Source organism: Clostridiales bacterium (assembly GCA_030016385.1).
In the GTDB taxonomy this organism is placed as follows: Bacteria; Bacillota; Clostridia; order Clostridiales; family Oxobacteraceae; genus JASEJN01.
Genome location: JASEJN010000005.1, coordinates 14,100 through 31,706 on the forward strand (window position 1 = coordinate 14,100; position 17,607 = coordinate 31,706).

Annotated in this window: 13 protein-coding genes; 4 read left to right on the forward strand and 9 right to left on the reverse strand. The window is 38.9% G+C overall.

Translation table 11 applies throughout. From position 1 onward, the window contains the following. Nucleotides 1–19: 19 nt before the first annotated feature. Nucleotides 20–1,267, reverse strand: coding sequence for an AraC family transcriptional regulator (locus tag QME45_02095; GenBank protein ID MDI6617450.1), 1,248 nt, complete (start codon nucleotides 1,265–1,267; stop codon nucleotides 20–22). Nucleotides 1,268–1,752: 485 nt separating this feature from the next. Between QME45_02095 and QME45_02100 the strand changes: the two genes are divergently transcribed. The 4 genes from QME45_02100 to QME45_02115 all read left to right on the forward strand — a co-directional run bounded on the left by QME45_02100 (nucleotide 1,753) and on the right by QME45_02115 (nucleotide 5,687). Continuing rightward, entirely contained in the window at nucleotides 1,753–2,394 is a 642-nt protein-coding gene (locus QME45_02100; GenBank protein ID MDI6617451.1) for a corrinoid protein, read from the forward strand. Between the two features lie 13 nt (nucleotides 2,395–2,407). Beyond that, complete coding sequence (locus tag QME45_02105; protein ID MDI6617452.1) at nucleotides 2,408–3,793, forward strand: methyltransferase MtaB domain-containing protein; 1,386 nt, start codon at nucleotides 2,408–2,410, stop codon at nucleotides 3,791–3,793. A gap of 186 nt (nucleotides 3,794–3,979) precedes the next feature. Further along, the gene (locus tag QME45_02110; protein ID MDI6617453.1) at nucleotides 3,980–4,249 is read left to right on the forward strand and encodes an ACT domain-containing protein; all 270 of its coding nucleotides are present in this window, start codon (nucleotides 3,980–3,982) and stop codon (nucleotides 4,247–4,249) included. Nucleotides 4,250–4,331: 82 nt separating this feature from the next. Further along, on the forward strand, nucleotides 4,332–5,687 hold the full coding sequence (locus QME45_02115; GenBank protein ID MDI6617454.1) for a PFL family protein: 1,356 nt from the start codon (nucleotides 4,332–4,334) through the stop codon (nucleotides 5,685–5,687). Nucleotides 5,688–5,693: 6 nt separating this feature from the next. Here the strand turns inward: QME45_02115 and QME45_02120 are convergent, their stop codons facing one another. The 8 genes from QME45_02120 to QME45_02155 all read right to left on the reverse strand — a co-directional run bounded on the left by QME45_02120 (nucleotide 5,694) and on the right by QME45_02155 (nucleotide 17,483). Then, the gene (locus tag QME45_02120) at nucleotides 5,694–6,641 is read right to left on the reverse strand and encodes a serine acetyltransferase (protein MDI6617455.1); all 948 of its coding nucleotides are present in this window, start codon (nucleotides 6,639–6,641) and stop codon (nucleotides 5,694–5,696) included. Between the two features lie 541 nt (nucleotides 6,642–7,182). Next, entirely contained in the window at nucleotides 7,183–9,351 is a 2,169-nt protein-coding gene (locus tag QME45_02125; protein MDI6617456.1) for a substrate-binding domain-containing protein, read from the reverse strand. Between the two features lie 323 nt (nucleotides 9,352–9,674). Continuing rightward, the gene (locus QME45_02130) at nucleotides 9,675–10,946 is read right to left on the reverse strand and encodes an O-antigen ligase family protein (GenBank protein ID MDI6617457.1); all 1,272 of its coding nucleotides are present in this window, start codon (nucleotides 10,944–10,946) and stop codon (nucleotides 9,675–9,677) included. 239 nt (nucleotides 10,947–11,185) lie between these two features. Next, a complete protein-coding gene (locus QME45_02135; protein MDI6617458.1) occupies nucleotides 11,186–11,839 on the reverse strand; it encodes a DUF4430 domain-containing protein in 654 nt (217 codons plus the stop codon). Further along, nucleotides 11,836–14,310: a DUF4430 domain-containing protein gene (locus QME45_02140; protein ID MDI6617459.1), complete on the reverse strand. Its 2,475-nt coding sequence runs from the start codon at nucleotides 14,308–14,310 to the stop codon at nucleotides 11,836–11,838. The genes QME45_02135 and QME45_02140 overlap by 4 nt, the downstream gene beginning before the upstream one ends. Beyond that, nucleotides 14,307–15,005: an ECF transporter S component gene (locus QME45_02145; GenBank protein ID MDI6617460.1), complete on the reverse strand. Its 699-nt coding sequence runs from the start codon at nucleotides 15,003–15,005 to the stop codon at nucleotides 14,307–14,309. Before QME45_02145 ends, QME45_02140 begins: the two co-directional genes overlap by 4 nt. Beyond that, nucleotides 15,002–16,627, reverse strand: a complete 1,626-nt coding sequence (locus tag QME45_02150) for an energy-coupling factor transporter ATPase (GenBank protein MDI6617461.1) — start codon at nucleotides 16,625–16,627, stop codon at nucleotides 15,002–15,004. The genes QME45_02145 and QME45_02150 overlap by 4 nt, the downstream gene beginning before the upstream one ends. Next, the gene (locus QME45_02155) at nucleotides 16,605–17,483 is read right to left on the reverse strand and encodes an energy-coupling factor transporter transmembrane component T (protein MDI6617462.1); all 879 of its coding nucleotides are present in this window, start codon (nucleotides 17,481–17,483) and stop codon (nucleotides 16,605–16,607) included. Before QME45_02155 ends, QME45_02150 begins: the two co-directional genes overlap by 23 nt. Between the last annotated feature and the right edge of the window lie 124 nt (nucleotides 17,484–17,607).

The window sequence follows — 17,607 nt, forward strand, 5'->3', positions numbered from 1 at the left end:
ATTTTATGCCTGCTGCTTTTTATGGCTGTTTTTCTCGATATTGCTTCGGCGTCATGCCTGTAAATTTTTTGAATACCTTGGTGAAATAACTCTGGCTTTCAAAACCGACATCCAATGCTATATCAAGTATTGAAATCCTTGTATCCAAAAGGAGGCGCTTGCTCTCATCCACTCTTACCTTGTTGACATAGTCGGAAAAGCCTATACCTGTTTCTTTTTTAAATATGGCCGAAAAATAAGAAGGATTGAGTTTTATATAACCGGATATATCCGCAAGCGTTATATCGTTTTTGTAGTTTTCATTGATATATTTTATAGCGGCTTTAATAAGTTCGGCGTTTTTAATGCTGCCAAGATCAAAGACTTTTTCAGAGTATATATAAAGTACCCTTAAAATCCAGTATGAAAGCTCTTCTATATTTTTTATCTTATAAAGCTTGTTTATAAACTCATAATTCATTCCAAAAATAGTATCAAGGGCGCCGCCGCCTTCAACAGCAGCCCTGGATAACAATGTGCAAAGCTCCAAAGTCCGAGCTTTCATGATCTCTATCTTTCCACCGGATGTAAAAAAAATATGCCCCAGCAGCTGGTTCAAGACAGTTTTTGCACCTGTAACATCGCCGTTTTTTACCTTTATCTGAAGCTCTTTTTCCATTTCATATGGATAATAATCTTTATCTGAGTATTCCTTTATGTCCTGGATGCTTCCGCTTATTTGAGACTGCTGGTCCATACTTTCTCTTCTTTCGAATAGAATATGTTCATTCAGGGAGAGCATGCCGGATGTTATGAAGAACAACAGCCTGCTTAAATATCTTACTCTTGACGCTTCAACAACTGGTACGGCCTGAAGGAAGCTTCCTATCTTTCCCCTCATGTTGACAGACATATTATATTTTTGTATGATGCCATCGACAGCTATCTGATCAGGATAGTCTAAAAGTATAGGGCCCGCCAGGATAGCTCCTGTGAATAAATCGTTCCTTATTATGGGCGTCGTATAATGGACAAGGCCTGCAGGGCAGAAAAATACATATGCATCACCAATGGATTCTGCCTGTTTGCTTGCATAAAGGTGTGCCTGGGAACAAGGAGAGGATTCTTTCAGATAATCGTTTAAAAATTTGCATATACCTGCACATTCACATGACCTGACGCCTGTATTCCCTTCAAAATCGATAGAAAATACAGGTATGCCCGTAGAATAATAATAACTATATAGAATGTCCCTCAACATTTTTTGAGTATCTACCGATTTATCCATAGCTTCCTCCCACCGAAATATTATTCAAATATAGAATATGCACCCGCGGTAGCTTTCTCATTGCGCAATATTTATGATACTAATTATAGCATAAGTTTTACTATATAATCCAAAAAAAACGTTATTTTTATAAAAATGTTACAAATTATAGCGATAAATTATTATGGATAAGACAAATATTTTGCTATTATAAAAAGGTAAAAATTATTGTTAGCTATAAAATAACAGATAATGTGTTAATAGGGCATCATTTTTGAATTGCTTTTACTTTTTATATTATCTAAAAATATTACAAAATAATAAAAGTAAATAGGATACTGTTTTTTTCATATGCTATATATTTAAATAGAGTCTTCAATTCGTAATCTGAAATCAGACATAAATAGGTTTATGTTATTTTGAATAGCGAATGAGCGTTCAAAATAACATAAGCTCATATTACGAATTGAAGTTAAATAGAGTAAATCATAAGGAGGGTGCGATAAATGGATTTAAAGGAAATATTAAATTATGTAGAAAGAGGTAACGCAAAAAAGACTAAGGAACTTGTTACAAAGGCCATAGAAGAAGGGATACCAGCTGTAAAAATACTGAATGAAGGTTTGATTTCAGCAATGTCTGCGGTCGGCGAAAGATTTAAAGAAGGGGAAATATATGTTCCTGAAATGCTTATAGCAGGCAGGGCAATGTCCCAGGGAATGAAAATACTTGAGCCCATACTTACCAAAACAGGTGTAAAGGCTGTAGGAAGGGCTGTAATGGGAACGGTAAAGGGAGACCTTCATGATATTGGTAAAAATCTGGTTATAATGATGCTTAAAGGTACGGGGATCGAGGTTTATGATCTTGGCGTCGATGTTCCCAAAGAAGTATTTGCCCAAAAGGCCGAAGAACTGCATGCCGATATTATCGCTATGTCTGCTCTTCTGACAACTACGATGCCGGCTATGAAAGATGTAGTGGAGGAACTCAAGAAGAGAAACATAAGAAATAAATATATAGTGATGATAGGCGGAGCACCTGTAACAGATGAATATGCAAAGGAAATAGGAGCCGACTATTATACTGCGGATGCTGCAACTGCCGCAGAAGTAGCCAAGAAGGCTTTGATTGAAAGACAGAATTAAAGGGGGACATGCTATGGCTAAAACATTTGATAAGTTGGCATATAAATCAAAAGACGAATTTCTGTATGGTTACAGTCCGAATCCCGTCAAGACAAAAAATGGGCTTGTAATAGGCGGAGGAGATGTCTATCCGGAAATCAATTTTACACTTCCGCCGATGAATATAAATGAAAGCACGATGCCTGAGGTCAGAAAACAGTACACCATGATAATAAATGGAGTGCTAAAGCGTGCAAAGGAGCTTCATGCCCCGGGAATCGCAGTTGAACTTGAGCTTTTGCCTCCAATGACGCTGAATCCTAAATGGGGTATTGAAGTTCACAAGCTCGTGCGTGATGCTATGTTTGAATATGAAGCAAAATACGGGCTAAAGAGTGTTATGAGAATAACGCCAAATGATACCCGTGAAATATTAAGGCCTCCTTTCTTAAGGAGAGGTGAACCATGGGAGAATATGCTCAAAACATTTGAAGGGTGTGCAAAGGATGGGGCGGATTTCCTCGCGATAGAATCTACGGGAGGAAAAGAAATAGACGATGATGCTTTAGTAAATGCAGACCTAAGGAAGGTAATTTTTTCGTTAGGAGTCCTCGGAGTAAGGGATATGAGGTATTTATGGGGCAATATAGTGAAGATAGCCGACGAGACAGGAAGCATAGCATCCGGCGATACCGCCTGCGGTTTTGGGAATACAGCAATGATACTTGCTGAACGCGGCTTTATACCAAGGATGTTTGCGGCGGTTGTAAGAACAGTAACTGTCGAGAGAAGCCTTGTAGCATATGAAATGGGCGCCGTAGGGCCAAGCAAGGACTGCGCATACGAAGGGCCTTATATGAAAGCCATGGCGGGAGTTCCTATTGCTATGGAAGGCAAATCCAGCGCATGTGCGCATCTTACTTCGGTCGGCAATGTTTCACAGGCTGTAGCCGACTTGTGGAGCAATGAGTCGGTCCAGAACGTGAAATTATTAAGCGATATGGCTCCGGTAGTTTCGATGGAACAGCTTATATATGATTGCAGGCTTATGAATGAAGCTAAAAATGACGGCCACGAGAGTATGCTGAAGCTTAGAAACTGGCTTTCGGATTCCGACAGCAGACTTGATCCCCAGGCTTATGTGCTGAGGCCCGATGTCGTATATGACATAAGCTCTGAAATCATAAAAGAAAAGGATGCTTTCTTAAGGACCAAAAAGGCTGCGGAAGTTACAATCGAGAAATTAAGAAATGCCATTTCAAATAAAGAATTAAAGGTTGAAAAGAAGGAAGAACGATGGCTTGATATTATGGAGAGCCAGCTTGATGATATTCCGGATGACGAAGAGAAATTCTGGAATGAAATTAAAGACGAAATCGAACCCGGCAAATTCAGGCCGGAAGAATACGGACTCAAATAATTTAACATTTAAAAACCCCGGAAATCTTTTCCGGGGTTTTTAAATGGTGTGCCATGGAGGATGCGTCCGGATTCAAGTCTGGCAAATGAGTGCTCAAGATGCACAAGTTCACTTATAGAATTTGTTCGCATTATTTTTTTGTTCGTGGTAATATAAAAATAATGATAAAAAATTGGGAGTGTTAAAATGAAAGCTGTAATCACGGCAGTTGGATGCGACAGGATAGGGATAATAGCCGGGATAAGCAAGGTGCTTGCAGAGAAAAATGTAAACATTATGGATATAACTCAGACGATAATGCAGGAGTATTTCACAATGACAATGCTGGTAGACATATCGAAGGCCAGTGTCCAGTTTAATGAGCTTAAAGAGAGTATTGAAGAAGAGGGCAGAGAGTTGAAGATTTCGATCTTAATACAGCGGGAGGAGATATTTAAATCCATGCACAGGATATGAAGGATGACTTTCGGAATTTTAACTGCTCTAAGACGGAAATTTCGCAGCAATTTACTTTATACACAGGAGGGGTAATACGTTGATTGATTCCAATGAGATTATTGAGACAATAAACATGATCGAAAAACAGAAGCTGGATATAAGGACGATTACTATGGGCATATCGCTCTATGATTGCTGCTCAGATGATGGCAATACAGCGCGAAGGAAGATATATGATAAAATATGCAGATGTGCCAAAAACCTTGTTAAGGTTGGAAATGATATAGAGGCTGAATATGGCATACCTATTATAAATAAAAGGATATCCGTTACACCCATTTCAAGCATTGCGGAATCGTCCGGAGAGAAAAATTATGTGGAATATGCGAAAACCCTTGATTCCGCGGCTAAGGCTGTGGGGGTTAACTTTATCGGGGGATTCACGGCGCTGGTACATAAGGGATATACAAAGGGTGATTATACGCTTATCGATTCCATACCGGAGGCCTTGAATGTTACAGACAGGGTGTGTTCTTCCGTAAATGTAGCTACAACCAGAGCAGGAATCAATATGGACGCAGTAGCGAAACTGGGTGAAATAATTAAAAGAACTGCAAATGTTTCGGCAGGGAAAGACGAGCTGGCATGCACAAAACTCGTCGTTTTTGCGAATGCTCCCGAAGATAATCCATTTATGGCGGGTGCTTTTCACGGCGTTGGCGAACCCGAATGCGTCATAAATGTCGGAGTAAGCGGGCCTGGCACTGTAAAGGCTGCATTAGAGACAGCCGCAGGTGCTAATTTTGATACTGTGGCCGATATAATAAAGAAGACGGCGTTTAAGATAACCAGAATAGGACAGCTTGTTGCGCTGGAAGCGTCCAAAAGGCTGAATGTACCCTTTGGGATCGTCGACCTTTCCCTTGCGCCGACAAATGCTGTCGGGGACAGTATAGCGCATATACTTGAGGAAATGGGCATAGAAAGCTGCGGAGCACCAGGCACTACGGCTGCACTGGCTCTTTTAAACGATGCGGTAAAAAAAGGCGGTATTATGGCGTCCTCCCATGTGGGCGGTTTAAGCGGAGCTTTCATACCTGTAAGTGAAGATTCAGGCATGATAGAAGCCGTCGAAAGAGGCTCACTTTCCCTAGAGAAACTGGAGGCCATGACATGTGTGTGCTCTGTAGGATTAGATATGATCGCGATTCCCGGTGATACTCCGGCTGAAACCATATCTGCGATGATTGCGGATGAAGCATCCATAGGTGTTATCAACAACAAGACAACCGCCGTCCGCATCATTCCGGCTATAGGGAAAAAAGTAGGAGATTATGTTGAATTCGGAGGCTTGCTCGGAAGAGCACCCGTGATGGCTGTCAGCAATTTTTCAAGCAGTAAATTCATAAAAAGAGGGGGAAGGATACCCGCCCCCATACATAGCCTCAAAAATTGAATTAAGTTAAAACAATTCCTCTCGCGGTGTATCGCTGTTGCCGTTTTTTATTGTAGGTGACGGTTGAGAATTATATACCCTTGAAAATGGAGGCACGCTGTGCGTAAGCCATACATTGCCTCCTATAATGGAATCATGGCCGATTTCCGTATCTCCCCCGAGTATGGTTGCTCCGGCATATATGATTACGTTATCACCTATATTGGGATGACGTTTGATACCCTTTATCGGATTACCCTTATCATCCAACGGAAAACTTTTTGCCCCGAGTGTTACGCCCTGATAAAGTTTAACATTATTGCCTATTTCGCATGTTTCTCCAACTACGACGCCTGTGCCGTGGTCTACAAAAAAGCTGGTCCCTATTTTTGCACCCGGGTGTATATCTATTCCAGTGACAGCGTGTGCATATTCGGACATTATTCTCGGTATGACAGGCACTCCAAGCTGGCAAAGTACATGAGATATCCTGTATATGCTTATTGCCGTTATCGAGGGGTAGCTCATAATTATTTCCTCGGTAGTATGTGCTGCAGGATCGCCGTCGTATGCGGCCTGTATATCTGTCTGGAGGATCCTCCTTATATCAGGCAGCCTGTTTATAAGTTCTATCGTAATATCGTTGGCCATATCCATGCATTTTGTGCAATCTCTTTTTTCCTTATCGTTAAAATCACATTTATTTATGAAAACTTTTTCGATTAAATCGTTGAGTTCAAGAGCTGCAGACCTGATATTGTTACCTATAAGTACATTGACTTTAAACTCATCTATAGGATATTTTTCATATACTCCCGGGAAAAGTGCCGATCTCAGGTAATGGAGCACCCTGTTTATGCTTTCTTTGCCTGCAAATCCTATGGTTTTGTCGCTGAAAAAATAGTCTCTGTTTATATCTTCAATAGACTGAGCAATATTCGGTATTTTATTGTTAAGCCAATCAGTCAGTTTCAAATAATCATCCCCAATTGCCAAAATATCTATACTTATATAATATTATATTGCAGTTAAATTGCAGCTATAATTTAACTGCTTTGCCGGCCTAAATATTTTATTATATTAATTTTTTGTTAACACGGCTTCATCTATAAATTATATATTATTTTCGCCGAATATGTAAGCGGAAATTAACATTAGGGTATATATATTTATAGTTCTTAATATAAGATTTGGTATAAATAGAACTGTGATGTTTTTGAACAGCGAAATGAGCATTATGAAAGTTTTGATAAGTTCTTGGCTTTGCTGCCGCAAAAGAATCCTTAGAGCTTTTGAATGTTTGAGTGAAACGAGTTTCAAAAGCTCTTGGCTTTTTAAGGCTGCTGGCCTTAGAACTTACAAAACTTGAATCTGGCGAATGAGTGTTCAAAACATCACAGTTCTATATTATGAATCGAAGATGACGGGATTTGCAGCATATAATGCGAATAGGATGTGCACAATGAATAAATATTTCATGTGCACATCCTATTCGCATGCTTTCGGATACGATTTTTTACATCAAAATATCATTTACATTTTTCTGGTTTACAAAATACATTCTCGTCCACATCTTTTTATCAGGCGGATTTTTTCCGGCGGTGATATTATTATACAGATAAACGATGGAGCTATAGCTTTGACCGAAGGGATCCTGCCCGATGGATGCCGTTATGACACCTTTTTTGATATATTCGATTGTTTTATCTATAAAATCAAAGCAAATTATCTTTATGGTTCCAGAAAGCTTCAATTCTTCAACAGCCTTTGCAACACCGCTTATACCTCCTGCGCAGATAAATATGCCTCTTAAATCGTTAAATTTCGATAAAAGCTCTTTTGTCTTCTTATAGGCTTCCAGATCGTTGTCATGCACTTCTCTTTCAAATGCGATTTCCATATCTTTTATATCGCCGATAACATTTTTAAATCCGTCGCTTCTGAGCTGATGGCCGCTTATATTGAAGTCGCTTGTTATGATGCCAACTTTTCCTTCCCTGCTCAGGGCATCTGCCATCAGATGAGCTGCAAATTCTCCTGCTTTATACGGATTTTGACCAACGAATACGATTCTTTTGCTGTCTTGAAGATCGCTGTTAAATGTAGCTACAGGAATGCCGCTTTCAACTGCTTTATTTATAAGAGGGACAGTTTCTTTATAATATCCGACAACAGAGATGCCGTCGTATTTTTTCTGTATGCAGTCATTTATGGCATTTTTAAAGTTCTCTGCCGACGGCTCATTTATTTCTATGCTTTCAATATCGGTATTGCATTTTGAAAGTTCTTTTTTAGCATACATTATACCCTGCTTTATAAAATTCCAGAATTCCGCATTGCATGGGTATATTATGGATATCTTAAGGCGCTTTGAAGGTTTCTGATCGACCGGTTTTACGCTCGTATTAAACTTCGATGTAAGATTTTCAATTTTTTTGAGCATCGACGAAAGACCATCCGAAGATTTTGTTATCTCCTGGAGTTCTGCAACGCTTTCTTCTATAGCTGCGGCAACTTCCTGAGTACCGGATGTCACTTTATTTGAAGCATCATAGAGTTTGCTGCTGAGCGCATTGGCATCCTTAGCTGAATCGTTGATGTTGGATGTTTCCTTGTTTATTTCATTCATACTATCAAGTATGACATCGCTCTGGTTGTCTATCTTTGAAAATAAATCCTTTACGCTTGCAAATAGCTTTTCACTTTTTTCAAAACTGTTTATACATTCTCCTATGCTCTCTTCTACGGAACTGCTGTTCTCAAGTACGGCTTTAATAATCTTGTATATTTTATCTGTTCCATCCATTGCGGCCTCAGAAAGCTTTGTTGTCTCATCGGCGACAACGTTAAACCCCTTTCCGGCTTCACCGGCTCTTGCCGCCTCGATAGATGCATTCAGCGCGAGCATTTTAAGCTTTTCACTTATATCATTTATAAAATCAGTAACTCCCGTTATCTGCTTTATGCTGTCTTTTAATTTGACAAGGAAATCCGAAGTATTGTTGAGATCCGTTGAAATCACGTTGATTTGTTCATTATATGTATTTAATTTATCGATCCCGCTGTTTGTAACCGTGCTGGTATTCCGGGCTATCGATTCTGTATTTTTTATATGCTTGAGTATCGTGTCAACTCTTTTGCTCACATTATCTAAATTTTCGGCTGTTTTCTTCACAAGAGACAGTTGTTCCTGGGTTTTAAATGCTATATCCTGTATTGTAGAAGACGCCTGCTCGTTGCCTTTATAACTCATTTGTGTACCCTTTGACAGCGTATCCACAGAATCGGAAATAACGAGTATGTTGTTTTTAGTCTGCTCTATAAAAGATAGCAAGCTGGATTTCATATCGTTAAACGCAGTTGCCAGCATTCCGAAGTTGCTCTCATCATTTAAGACCAAATCGTTTACGTTCAAATCACCCTGGGATAACGTTTTGGCATATTTGATGATATCTCTTACAGGCCTGAATAATAGCTTGAACGATATAAACGCCGTGATATCCAGTAATATCAATAAAAATAAAATAATTTTTATGCCTGTTTTAAAAGATCCATTGATCTCAGGCAATATTACATATAAAAAGTATAAGAGAAGAGGAATCTGTATAAATAATGATAGATAAAAGATGAGTTTATGATTGACCTTTCTTTTGTCACTATAGAATAATTTTAAAAATTTAGCCATAGGCCATACCCCCAATAGAAATTAAAGTTAATCAATTATACATAATTGCATATAGACAAATACTATATATTATTTTCGGCATAAGTTTCAAAATATTTATACTAAATCTTCGGTTCACCGAATGGGTACATATATAAATACTTAAATTCGTAATTTGGCTTATGTTATTTTGAACACTCATTTATATTACACCCATTTGAATATGTCCTGCGACGTTTTGAATACTTCATTATAAATAAAAAGCTCCCGATTATTATAAATCGGGAGGAATTATATTTTTTAAATAATGGACCGGATAAACGGTATTTCTGTATAATGCATATTTAAAATTGGTGTATTCTTTTTCTAAGCCAGTATGTCTCAGAAACATTTTCGTTTTCAAATCCGTACTGCGCGGCCAGTGAAGTAATAATCGCAGAGCAAGATATAAATAAGACAGCTCCCTGCGGACCGAATATCGTAGCATCCACCAAACCGTGGCTTATTATAATGGCTTGTACACCGGCCAGCACAGGAGTCAGTTTGCATTTGTAGAAATGAAGCAACATCAAACCTTTAAACAGATAATATTTCATATAAAGATATATGCAAACACCAACAATTCCAAGTGTAGATGCAAATGTGAGCAATATATTGTGGGCATGGGGTTCTCTTACATAAAAATTAAATAAATCCTTGCTTGCAAAATATATGCCCAGAAGCCCGCTTCCTGTTATAGGTTCATTCCTGAAAAGCGATAAAGAGCCGAGCCATATTTCCCAGCGGCTGTTTATCGACCTGTTTACATCATGCTGCATTGAAGTATTGAGATTGTTCAATATGGGGTTTTGTTCGCCAATCTTGAACGCGTCTATAATTTTAGTGCGTGATATAAACTGAGGAACTACAAACATCAAGAGCACCACAAAAACAAATAATGAAAACAGGGAAAACATATTCTTTTTATCGTTTTTAAAATAAGTATATGCCATGATTCCGCATAATAAACCGAATGCCGCACCGCGAGATCCGGTAAGATCAAGTATGAACAAAAATAAAAGTATAAGCAGCATATACAAAAACTTCGTTTTCTTAACGGCATTATCATAAAAATAATAGCATATAAGTATTATCGCAGAAAACCAGGTTCCTGCAACATTCGGATTCCCAAAGGTCGCAGATATTCTGTAATTAAGTTTTGAAATACTGCTTTGAGGAATGCCAAACGACATACCGAAAAAACGTCCCCAGCTTACCTTGTTATAGACCAAGCATGTAACTTTTTCGGCAATACCTATAAATGCAGACAACACAGCAAAAAGTATGACATACTTCAATAACCTTTCTATGCTTTCCTTATCCGTATAATAATTCTGCAAATATATGCTTACGAAAAAAGAAAGCAAGAAAGCTATGGATGCAGTGGCTGAAATAGGATTTTTGTTCAGCAAACCCGAGATAAAGGACCATAAGAACAATAAAATCAGTCCCGTATTCCATGGATTTTTATGTAACAACAATCCATTACCCTGCATCACTTTATAGGCCACAAACATAACAGGTATTATCGTTGTATATGGCGATATCATCAATAACAATATATTAACAGGTAACATTTTTCAATTACTCCTTTTCCAATTTCCATATTATTATACACCATACGATACATATAATAAACAATAATAACAAAAGTTAAAATATTGTTAACGTGCAATTCATAATATGGAGTCAAATTGCTGTGGAAGACTGCTGCAAGGCATATGGGCGCATTAAGATTATATTTAAAGAATATTATGGAATATTTTTCAAATATAAAAAATAAATCTGGTGCCATATTCATTTGCAGGTTGATTTTTTACGGCTGCAATCCGTCTTTAAGGTAGCGCCATTCAAGGTTGTCATCCTTTTTCATGGAGTAACTGCCTGAGCCTATGGACATCTTCTTGCCATTTATATAAAAGCACCAGCCGCTTGAAGGGCCGGCCTTTTTCTCATATAATCCAGCTATCATGGAAAAGTATGTGCTCTGCCCCGTTATTTGCGCTCTGTATTTAATCCCGCCGCTTTTTAATGCATTTATCGTAGCCTGAGCAGCTGTCTGCCCGCTGTACTCTACCCTTGAGGAGAACAGCGTTTTTCCTGAAACAGTGTCCGCTACTCTAAAATTATAGGGAAGCTCTTTTGCAGGCTTCGTATCCGTGCTTTTGCTTTTATCAGTAGCAGTTTTGTCTGCATCGGAAGAGCCTGATTTTTTAGTACCTTCCTTTTGCGTATCCGGCGCATCGCTCTTTTCAGTATTATTATTGCCTTTTTGTACGTCGGCAGTATCTGTGTTTTTCGTACCGTTTGGACTTTGCTTCTGTATATTACTGCCTTTTAAATATCCGACATCGCCCGTATTGGTGGAAGCGGTATTGACATATCTATTCTGCAGGCCTCTCGAGAGCAAAAACAGTCCCGAACAGAATATAATAACTGCCGCTATAAGCGCAATTTTTTTCATTTTCATGCTTGTTTACCTCTTTTAATCAATAATAACGCGGCGGTAATGCCGCCAAGTATTATCAGTATGCCGGCAGCAACGGTTGTAGTATTAAAAAGTGAAGCTTTTTTTGCATTATCCACCAAACTGCCGCTGTCAGTCAGAAAATAATCGCTGCAGTGTGTCAGGCCGATTGTTACGAATCCGTCCATATCTTCTTTAAGAGGGCCTTCTATTTTTTCTGCACTGCCTGAATCCGGATTAAAATAATAAAGGTATAAATCCTTGCCGGATCTTCCTTCAAGCCACTTTGAGTCAGGCTTTATTTTAACTTCAGCCTTTCCAGGGAGAATGCCATTATCCATGAACGAGATTATGAATATATTATATTTTCCGTATTTAGATATAATCTTATTCTTATATTCCGGCGTATCGTTAAGAGCTATATTCACATCCTTTGCAGCATTTTTTATATCAGCACCATTGAATGTCCAGCTTATATCTCCATATTCGAATGTAATCGATCTATTGAGCCCTGAAATCGCATCGAATATGGATTTATCGATTATGCTGTTGTTGGATGCATCGACAGTTATATTACCGTCTGTGTTTTTTATGGCATATAGTATATCCTCCGTATTATTCATAAGAGGTTCATTGCTTGTAGTGCCGGTTACCTGTTCATTATTCCCTGAAGCAATTTCTATATTCGTGCTTGCTGAAACTGAAGGAACACCGTTTGAAGTTGAAGGAACGGAAGTCGGCACTGTGTCTTTGCCTGCTTCTTTTTTTGCGGTACTTGCATGCCCTTGTATATCTGATCCTGAATTTTCATCTGGATTAGCGTTATTATAGTTATATACAGGCAATGTTTTTGCATCTATATTGCTGCTGTAAAAGTCGTATTTTCCTGATTTTTTATATTCCTTCAATGCTATAAGGGCCCTCAGCGCTTCCTCGGTTGCTATAAAGTCGTCGGCGCCGTCCTTTGAATGCTTAAACTGCCCGTCCTTGCCTTTATAGGATAGCAGGGCTGAAAATAAATCTCCTTTTGCTTTTTTAAATAATGCCCCTTCAGGATCTATCCCGACGGATGTGAGGCCTGTTATTGCAAATGATAGACTTTCGCTGGAATAATCGTAAATGCCAGGAAGGTATCCGCTTTCATTTTCGATTGCCGCAAGGCTTTTGACGGCTTTATCAACTAAATCCTTGACTTTGGTATCGCCAATGTACGGGGACAGCGCATTCAAGGCGGCGCCTGTGATATCCGGATCTATCATATTGCCTCCCATAAGAGACCAACCGTATATATACTTGCCTTCAAATTTACATCTCATAGCTTTTTTTAGTATATCGTCCTTTAATTTTTCCCTTGAAATAGGGTATCCGCCATCTTTTGCATTTGTGTAGCTGTATACAAACATTCCAAAAATGTCATCGTTTATAAGAAAATCACCTATATTCCTGCCAAAAAGCTCGGATATAAGGTTGCGCCCTGTAAAGTCATACGGGCTGTAACCTGCTGCAGTCAACGACAGTATCAGCTTCTCAAGCTCCGTGTTTGAGTAATCTGCGATTCCGTTTTCCTTTATATCCTTTACATATTCATTTAAAAAACTCTCATCTATTTTAAGCCTAAGTTTATTGAGGCTTATGGCAGCCCACGGAGATTCCTGGTTCCTTTCGATGTATCCTGATGTATTTTTAATCTCCGAATCTATATTCTTTATTTCTTTATTATTATTGCTGTTATATAAATCATCATATGCCGAATCGCTGTGATTTAAAATCGGGGGATTCACATTATCAATTTTAAATATTCCCTTATCCATTACGACAGATGGTGTTTTATCTATATTATAGCCGCTTATTTTATAAGTATGCTCCCCGAATTTCAGACCCGGGACTGTTATTTCGCCGTTATTATCCGTAACATAGGTTAAATTATCGATATTTATTCCCGCGTTTGCAATGGGTGTATCTATATTTTTATTTTGCATATAATCAAAGTGCGAATAGTTAAACTTCATCTTAAACTGCTCATTTTCTTTTACAACATTCGGGGTGAATGTTATTTTATTTAAAATCGATGTCGACATAAAGTCACCGAAATAGACTATTATCATATCTCCATTTTCAGGAATATACTGATTCATGCCTACCATAGGGATTATTACATTATTTTGATCCTTGACATAGTACATCCATCCCGACATTCCACCATAGTCCCCAGAACCGATATTATCGATGGATGTTATATATGTCTTTGACGAGTCTTCACCATATGGTATCTTATTTTTATCCATGACTTTTTCAAATATATCCAGAGCGTTTTTACCGCTTGCATCTCCCTCGGCGATCGTTCCGCTTAAGCCCTCGACCCTTACGGAAGCTTTTGGATAGCTTTCTGCCATAGCTTTTAAATTCAATGCAGGTGATAATTGTGCGATGATTATTGCAAAAGATAGTAAGATATAAAGAATCCTTTTTTTCATTTTAATTCCTCCTGCTCATATGTTATTTCCATGCGTTTTTTAAACCTGTTTAAGACTTTTAAAAAATTATTATAAAATATCATCGAAAAGACGAAATTGCTTCCGGCATGCATTATATCGAATGTAAGTCCCGTCAAATAAGCAAGGGCTATGGTTTTTAAATTCAAGGGTCTTACAAAACCCGCTACATGCCATAGATTCATTATCCAATCGAATAGAAATCCATACAAAAAGCAAAGTATCGAAAACTTCTCAACGGATATGTGCCTGTTTGTCTTGCCGATAAAACCCGAAATAATACCTATAATTCCCCACGATATCATCTGCCAGGTAGTCCAAGGCCCCTGACCCAAGAATATATTAGACAAAAATGCTCCGGTGCTTCCCACCAGAAATCCTTCATAAGGGCCAAATACCAGCCCGGATAGAGCAACAAGAAAAGTCGTGGGTTTGATGTTTGGAAGGGGGGCGAAAATAACTCTTGCGGCTGCGGAAAAGGCACTGATAGTTGCGATCAAGGCGATCTCCTTTGTCCCCATTTTGCTTTTTTCGAAATAAAAATAGCTCAGAAAAAGTATGGCTATAACCGCAACCGACAATATATTTGAAAAACCTTCTATGGAAGTTTTCCAGATAGTCAATGCCAAAAGCGCCAGGATGATGGCAAGGGATAAAACTATGCTTATTTTTTTCATTCATGCTCCCCTCCGGCGGATAAAAGTGCCTGCTCCAGTGTAAAAAGATGCTCATTTTTGTTTCTTAAAAGCCTGTTTATTTCAGTTGTATAGTATATCCCTCCGCTTAAAACGCTGTCTCTGCTTCCGTCCGCAGCAATTTCCCCGTTAAACATGAGGACAAATCTGCTGCAATACCTGGCGGCAAATTCTATGTCATGGGTTATAAGCACTATTGTGGTGCCCGATCCATTGAGCTTTTTCAATGTACAGCCAAGTTTGCTCAGGACATTTCCATCAAGCCCCCGCGTGGGTTCGTCGAGAAGGAGTATTTTGGGCTTTAAAACTATGATAGATGCGATGGCAACCCTTTGCCTTTCCCCTCCGCTTATATCCCGCGGGTTTTTATTTCTAAGATCGTATATTCCCAGTAAATCCAGTGTTTCATCGATTATCCCCTCATCTTTTATCCCGTAATTGTCCAGCGTAAACTTCAGCTCATCGTATACTGTATCTTTTGATATATAATCATTGGGGTTTTGCGAAACATAGCCGCATGTCCTGGCAATTTTACTCACCGTCTGTTTGCAGGCTTCAGCCCCCAGTATCCTTATGCTGCCCGAATATTTCAAAAAGCCCATGATAGATCTTAAAAGCGTGCTCTTTCCCGCTCCGTTTGCGCCTATGATGCCTGCAAAATCGCCTCCATATATCTTTAAATCAATATCTTTAATGGCTCTTATTGAACCAAAGTCGACGGAAAGATTTTTTATGCCGATAACTTCTTTAGACTTTTTGTCATAATGTACAGGCACAGGATTAAAGTCAAAGTGTGAAAGCTTTTGCCTGTTTTCTTTAAAGCTTCCAGGCATTTTGAAAATTCCGAGGGATTTTGAAAGCCTTAAGCCGGTCGGCAGAAAATTTGTTATATAGCTGTTGGCGCTTTCATATAATTCTCCGGCAGTACCGCAAAATAATAAGCGTCCCCCTTTCAGGACGGCTATCCTGTCCGCGCTGTCGAACCACCTGTTTATCCTCTGCTCTATTACGATAATGTTTATACCGAGTTCCTCGTTGACTTTTTTTGCAAGGGAAATGACTTCCTCCGACGAGGATGGATCAAGCTGCGATGTCGGTTCATCGAGTATTATGCATCCCGGCAAAAGGGCTATTGCTGATGCCAAAGCAACTTTTTGCTTCTGACCCCCCGACAGGGTATTTATATCCCTGTTTGAAAGATCAAGTATTCCCGAAAACTGAAGGGCTTCAAAAACCCTTCTCTTGATATTTCCCTCATGGATTCCGATGTTCTGAAGGCCGAATGCAACCTCCCTGTGCACCTTATCCATCACCAACTGCCTTTCAGGGTCCTGAAAGACCATTGTTATCTCTTTTGAGCGTTCCTTATGGCTCATTTCTTTTATGGGCTTTCCCGCTATTAAAATGCTGCCTGATATGGTACCGCCATAAAAACCAGGCACAGTGCCTGCGATGCACTTTGCAAGGGTCGACTTGCCCGAGCCGGATTCTCCGGCAATGAGCAGCATATCCCCTTTATCTATTTTTAAGGTTATATCTGACAGGGCGTTTTGCTCCTCTGATGGATATCTGTAATTTAAATTATTGATGTCGATGTATTTCATCCTGCGTTTCACCAGCCATGCAAAAGAATATGATGCAAAAAAATATAATCGCTAAAAACATTAAAAATATATTTTTGTTAAAAACTAAAACATATGTGCCTGCATAAGCATCGAATGCATCAGAGTGATTAAGCTTAAATATTATAAACATAAATGATAATACCGCCACGAAAACCAATACGATACAGTCTTTTAGCTTAAAATGCTGTCTGTCATATATACTCCTGCTTCCGCTTAAAAAACCCTTTACATAAACTGCCTCGCCTATGTCGAATGCTCCGTCAAGGGAGCTTTCAAGAAGCACGGAAAGCACGGGCACATAGCTTTTTATCTTCTCCTTGATGCTTTTCCCTTCAAAGTTTAAGCCTCTTACGCTGTATATCTCTTTGAGGCTTTTAAATCTTTGGCGCATGTTCGGCAAAAGCTTCAGCCCTATCATAACCATAAGGGTGGACTTTGGCATTTTAGCTGAAAAATATACCGCTGCCCGATCCGAATCTACAAGCACGTCAAACAGCATAAAAATAAATATTACGAGAAGTATTTTAAAGGAAAGTATTGCACTCGATACCAAAGCTTCAAGGGTAAATGTTTTTCCGGGGATGCTAAATAATGCTGTTTGACCTTCCGGAGCGAAAAAAATATTTATGAGAAATATCACAGTGAAAAAAGGCGCGGCAAAAATAATGCTTGTTTTAAGCCTGGCAATACCTTCGCCGGTTATCAACATGAACAGGGAGGATATAAAAATACCGAGCAATAAAGGTGGATTACTGGTTGTAAAAGACAATATCAGCATAAATAAAATGACGGCTATGCCGGTTAAAATATGATATTCATTATAACTTTTTTTCATTTTTCCTCCCGATAAATATCCGGATATGTCTTCAAAATAACAAAAGCCTGTACCTTACAAAGGCACAGGCTAAAATTTTGCGATAGAACACGACCCGAAAATTCACCTTTCCTTCCCTCCGAAG

Bases quoted from the DNA above. Each gene is read 5' to 3' on its own strand.
- QME45_02095 (MDI6617450.1), bottom strand. From the start codon at position 1,267: ATGGATAAATCGGTAGATACTCAAAAAATGTTGAGGGACATTCTATAT.
- QME45_02100 (MDI6617451.1), top strand. From the start codon at position 1,753: ATGGATTTAAAGGAAATATTAAATTATGTAGAAAGAGGTAACGCAAAA.
- QME45_02105 (MDI6617452.1), top strand. From the start codon at position 2,408: ATGGCTAAAACATTTGATAAGTTGGCATATAAATCAAAAGACGAATTT.
- QME45_02110 (MDI6617453.1), top strand. From the start codon at position 3,980: ATGAAAGCTGTAATCACGGCAGTTGGATGCGACAGGATAGGGATAATA.
- QME45_02125 (MDI6617456.1), bottom strand. From the start codon at position 9,351: ATGGCTAAATTTTTAAAATTATTCTATAGTGACAAAAGAAAGGTCAAT.
- QME45_02130 (MDI6617457.1), bottom strand. From the start codon at position 10,946: ATGTTACCTGTTAATATATTGTTATTGATGATATCGCCATATACAACG.
- QME45_02135 (MDI6617458.1), bottom strand. From the start codon at position 11,839: ATGAAAATGAAAAAAATTGCGCTTATAGCGGCAGTTATTATATTCTGT.
- QME45_02140 (MDI6617459.1), bottom strand. From the start codon at position 14,310: ATGAAAAAAAGGATTCTTTATATCTTACTATCTTTTGCAATAATCATC.
- QME45_02145 (MDI6617460.1), bottom strand. From the start codon at position 15,005: ATGAAAAAAATAAGCATAGTTTTATCCCTTGCCATCATCCTGGCGCTT.
- QME45_02150 (MDI6617461.1), bottom strand. From the start codon at position 16,627: ATGAAATACATCGACATCAATAATTTAAATTACAGATATCCATCAGAG.
- QME45_02155 (MDI6617462.1), bottom strand. From the start codon at position 17,483: ATGAAAAAAAGTTATAATGAATATCATATTTTAACCGGCATAGCCGTC.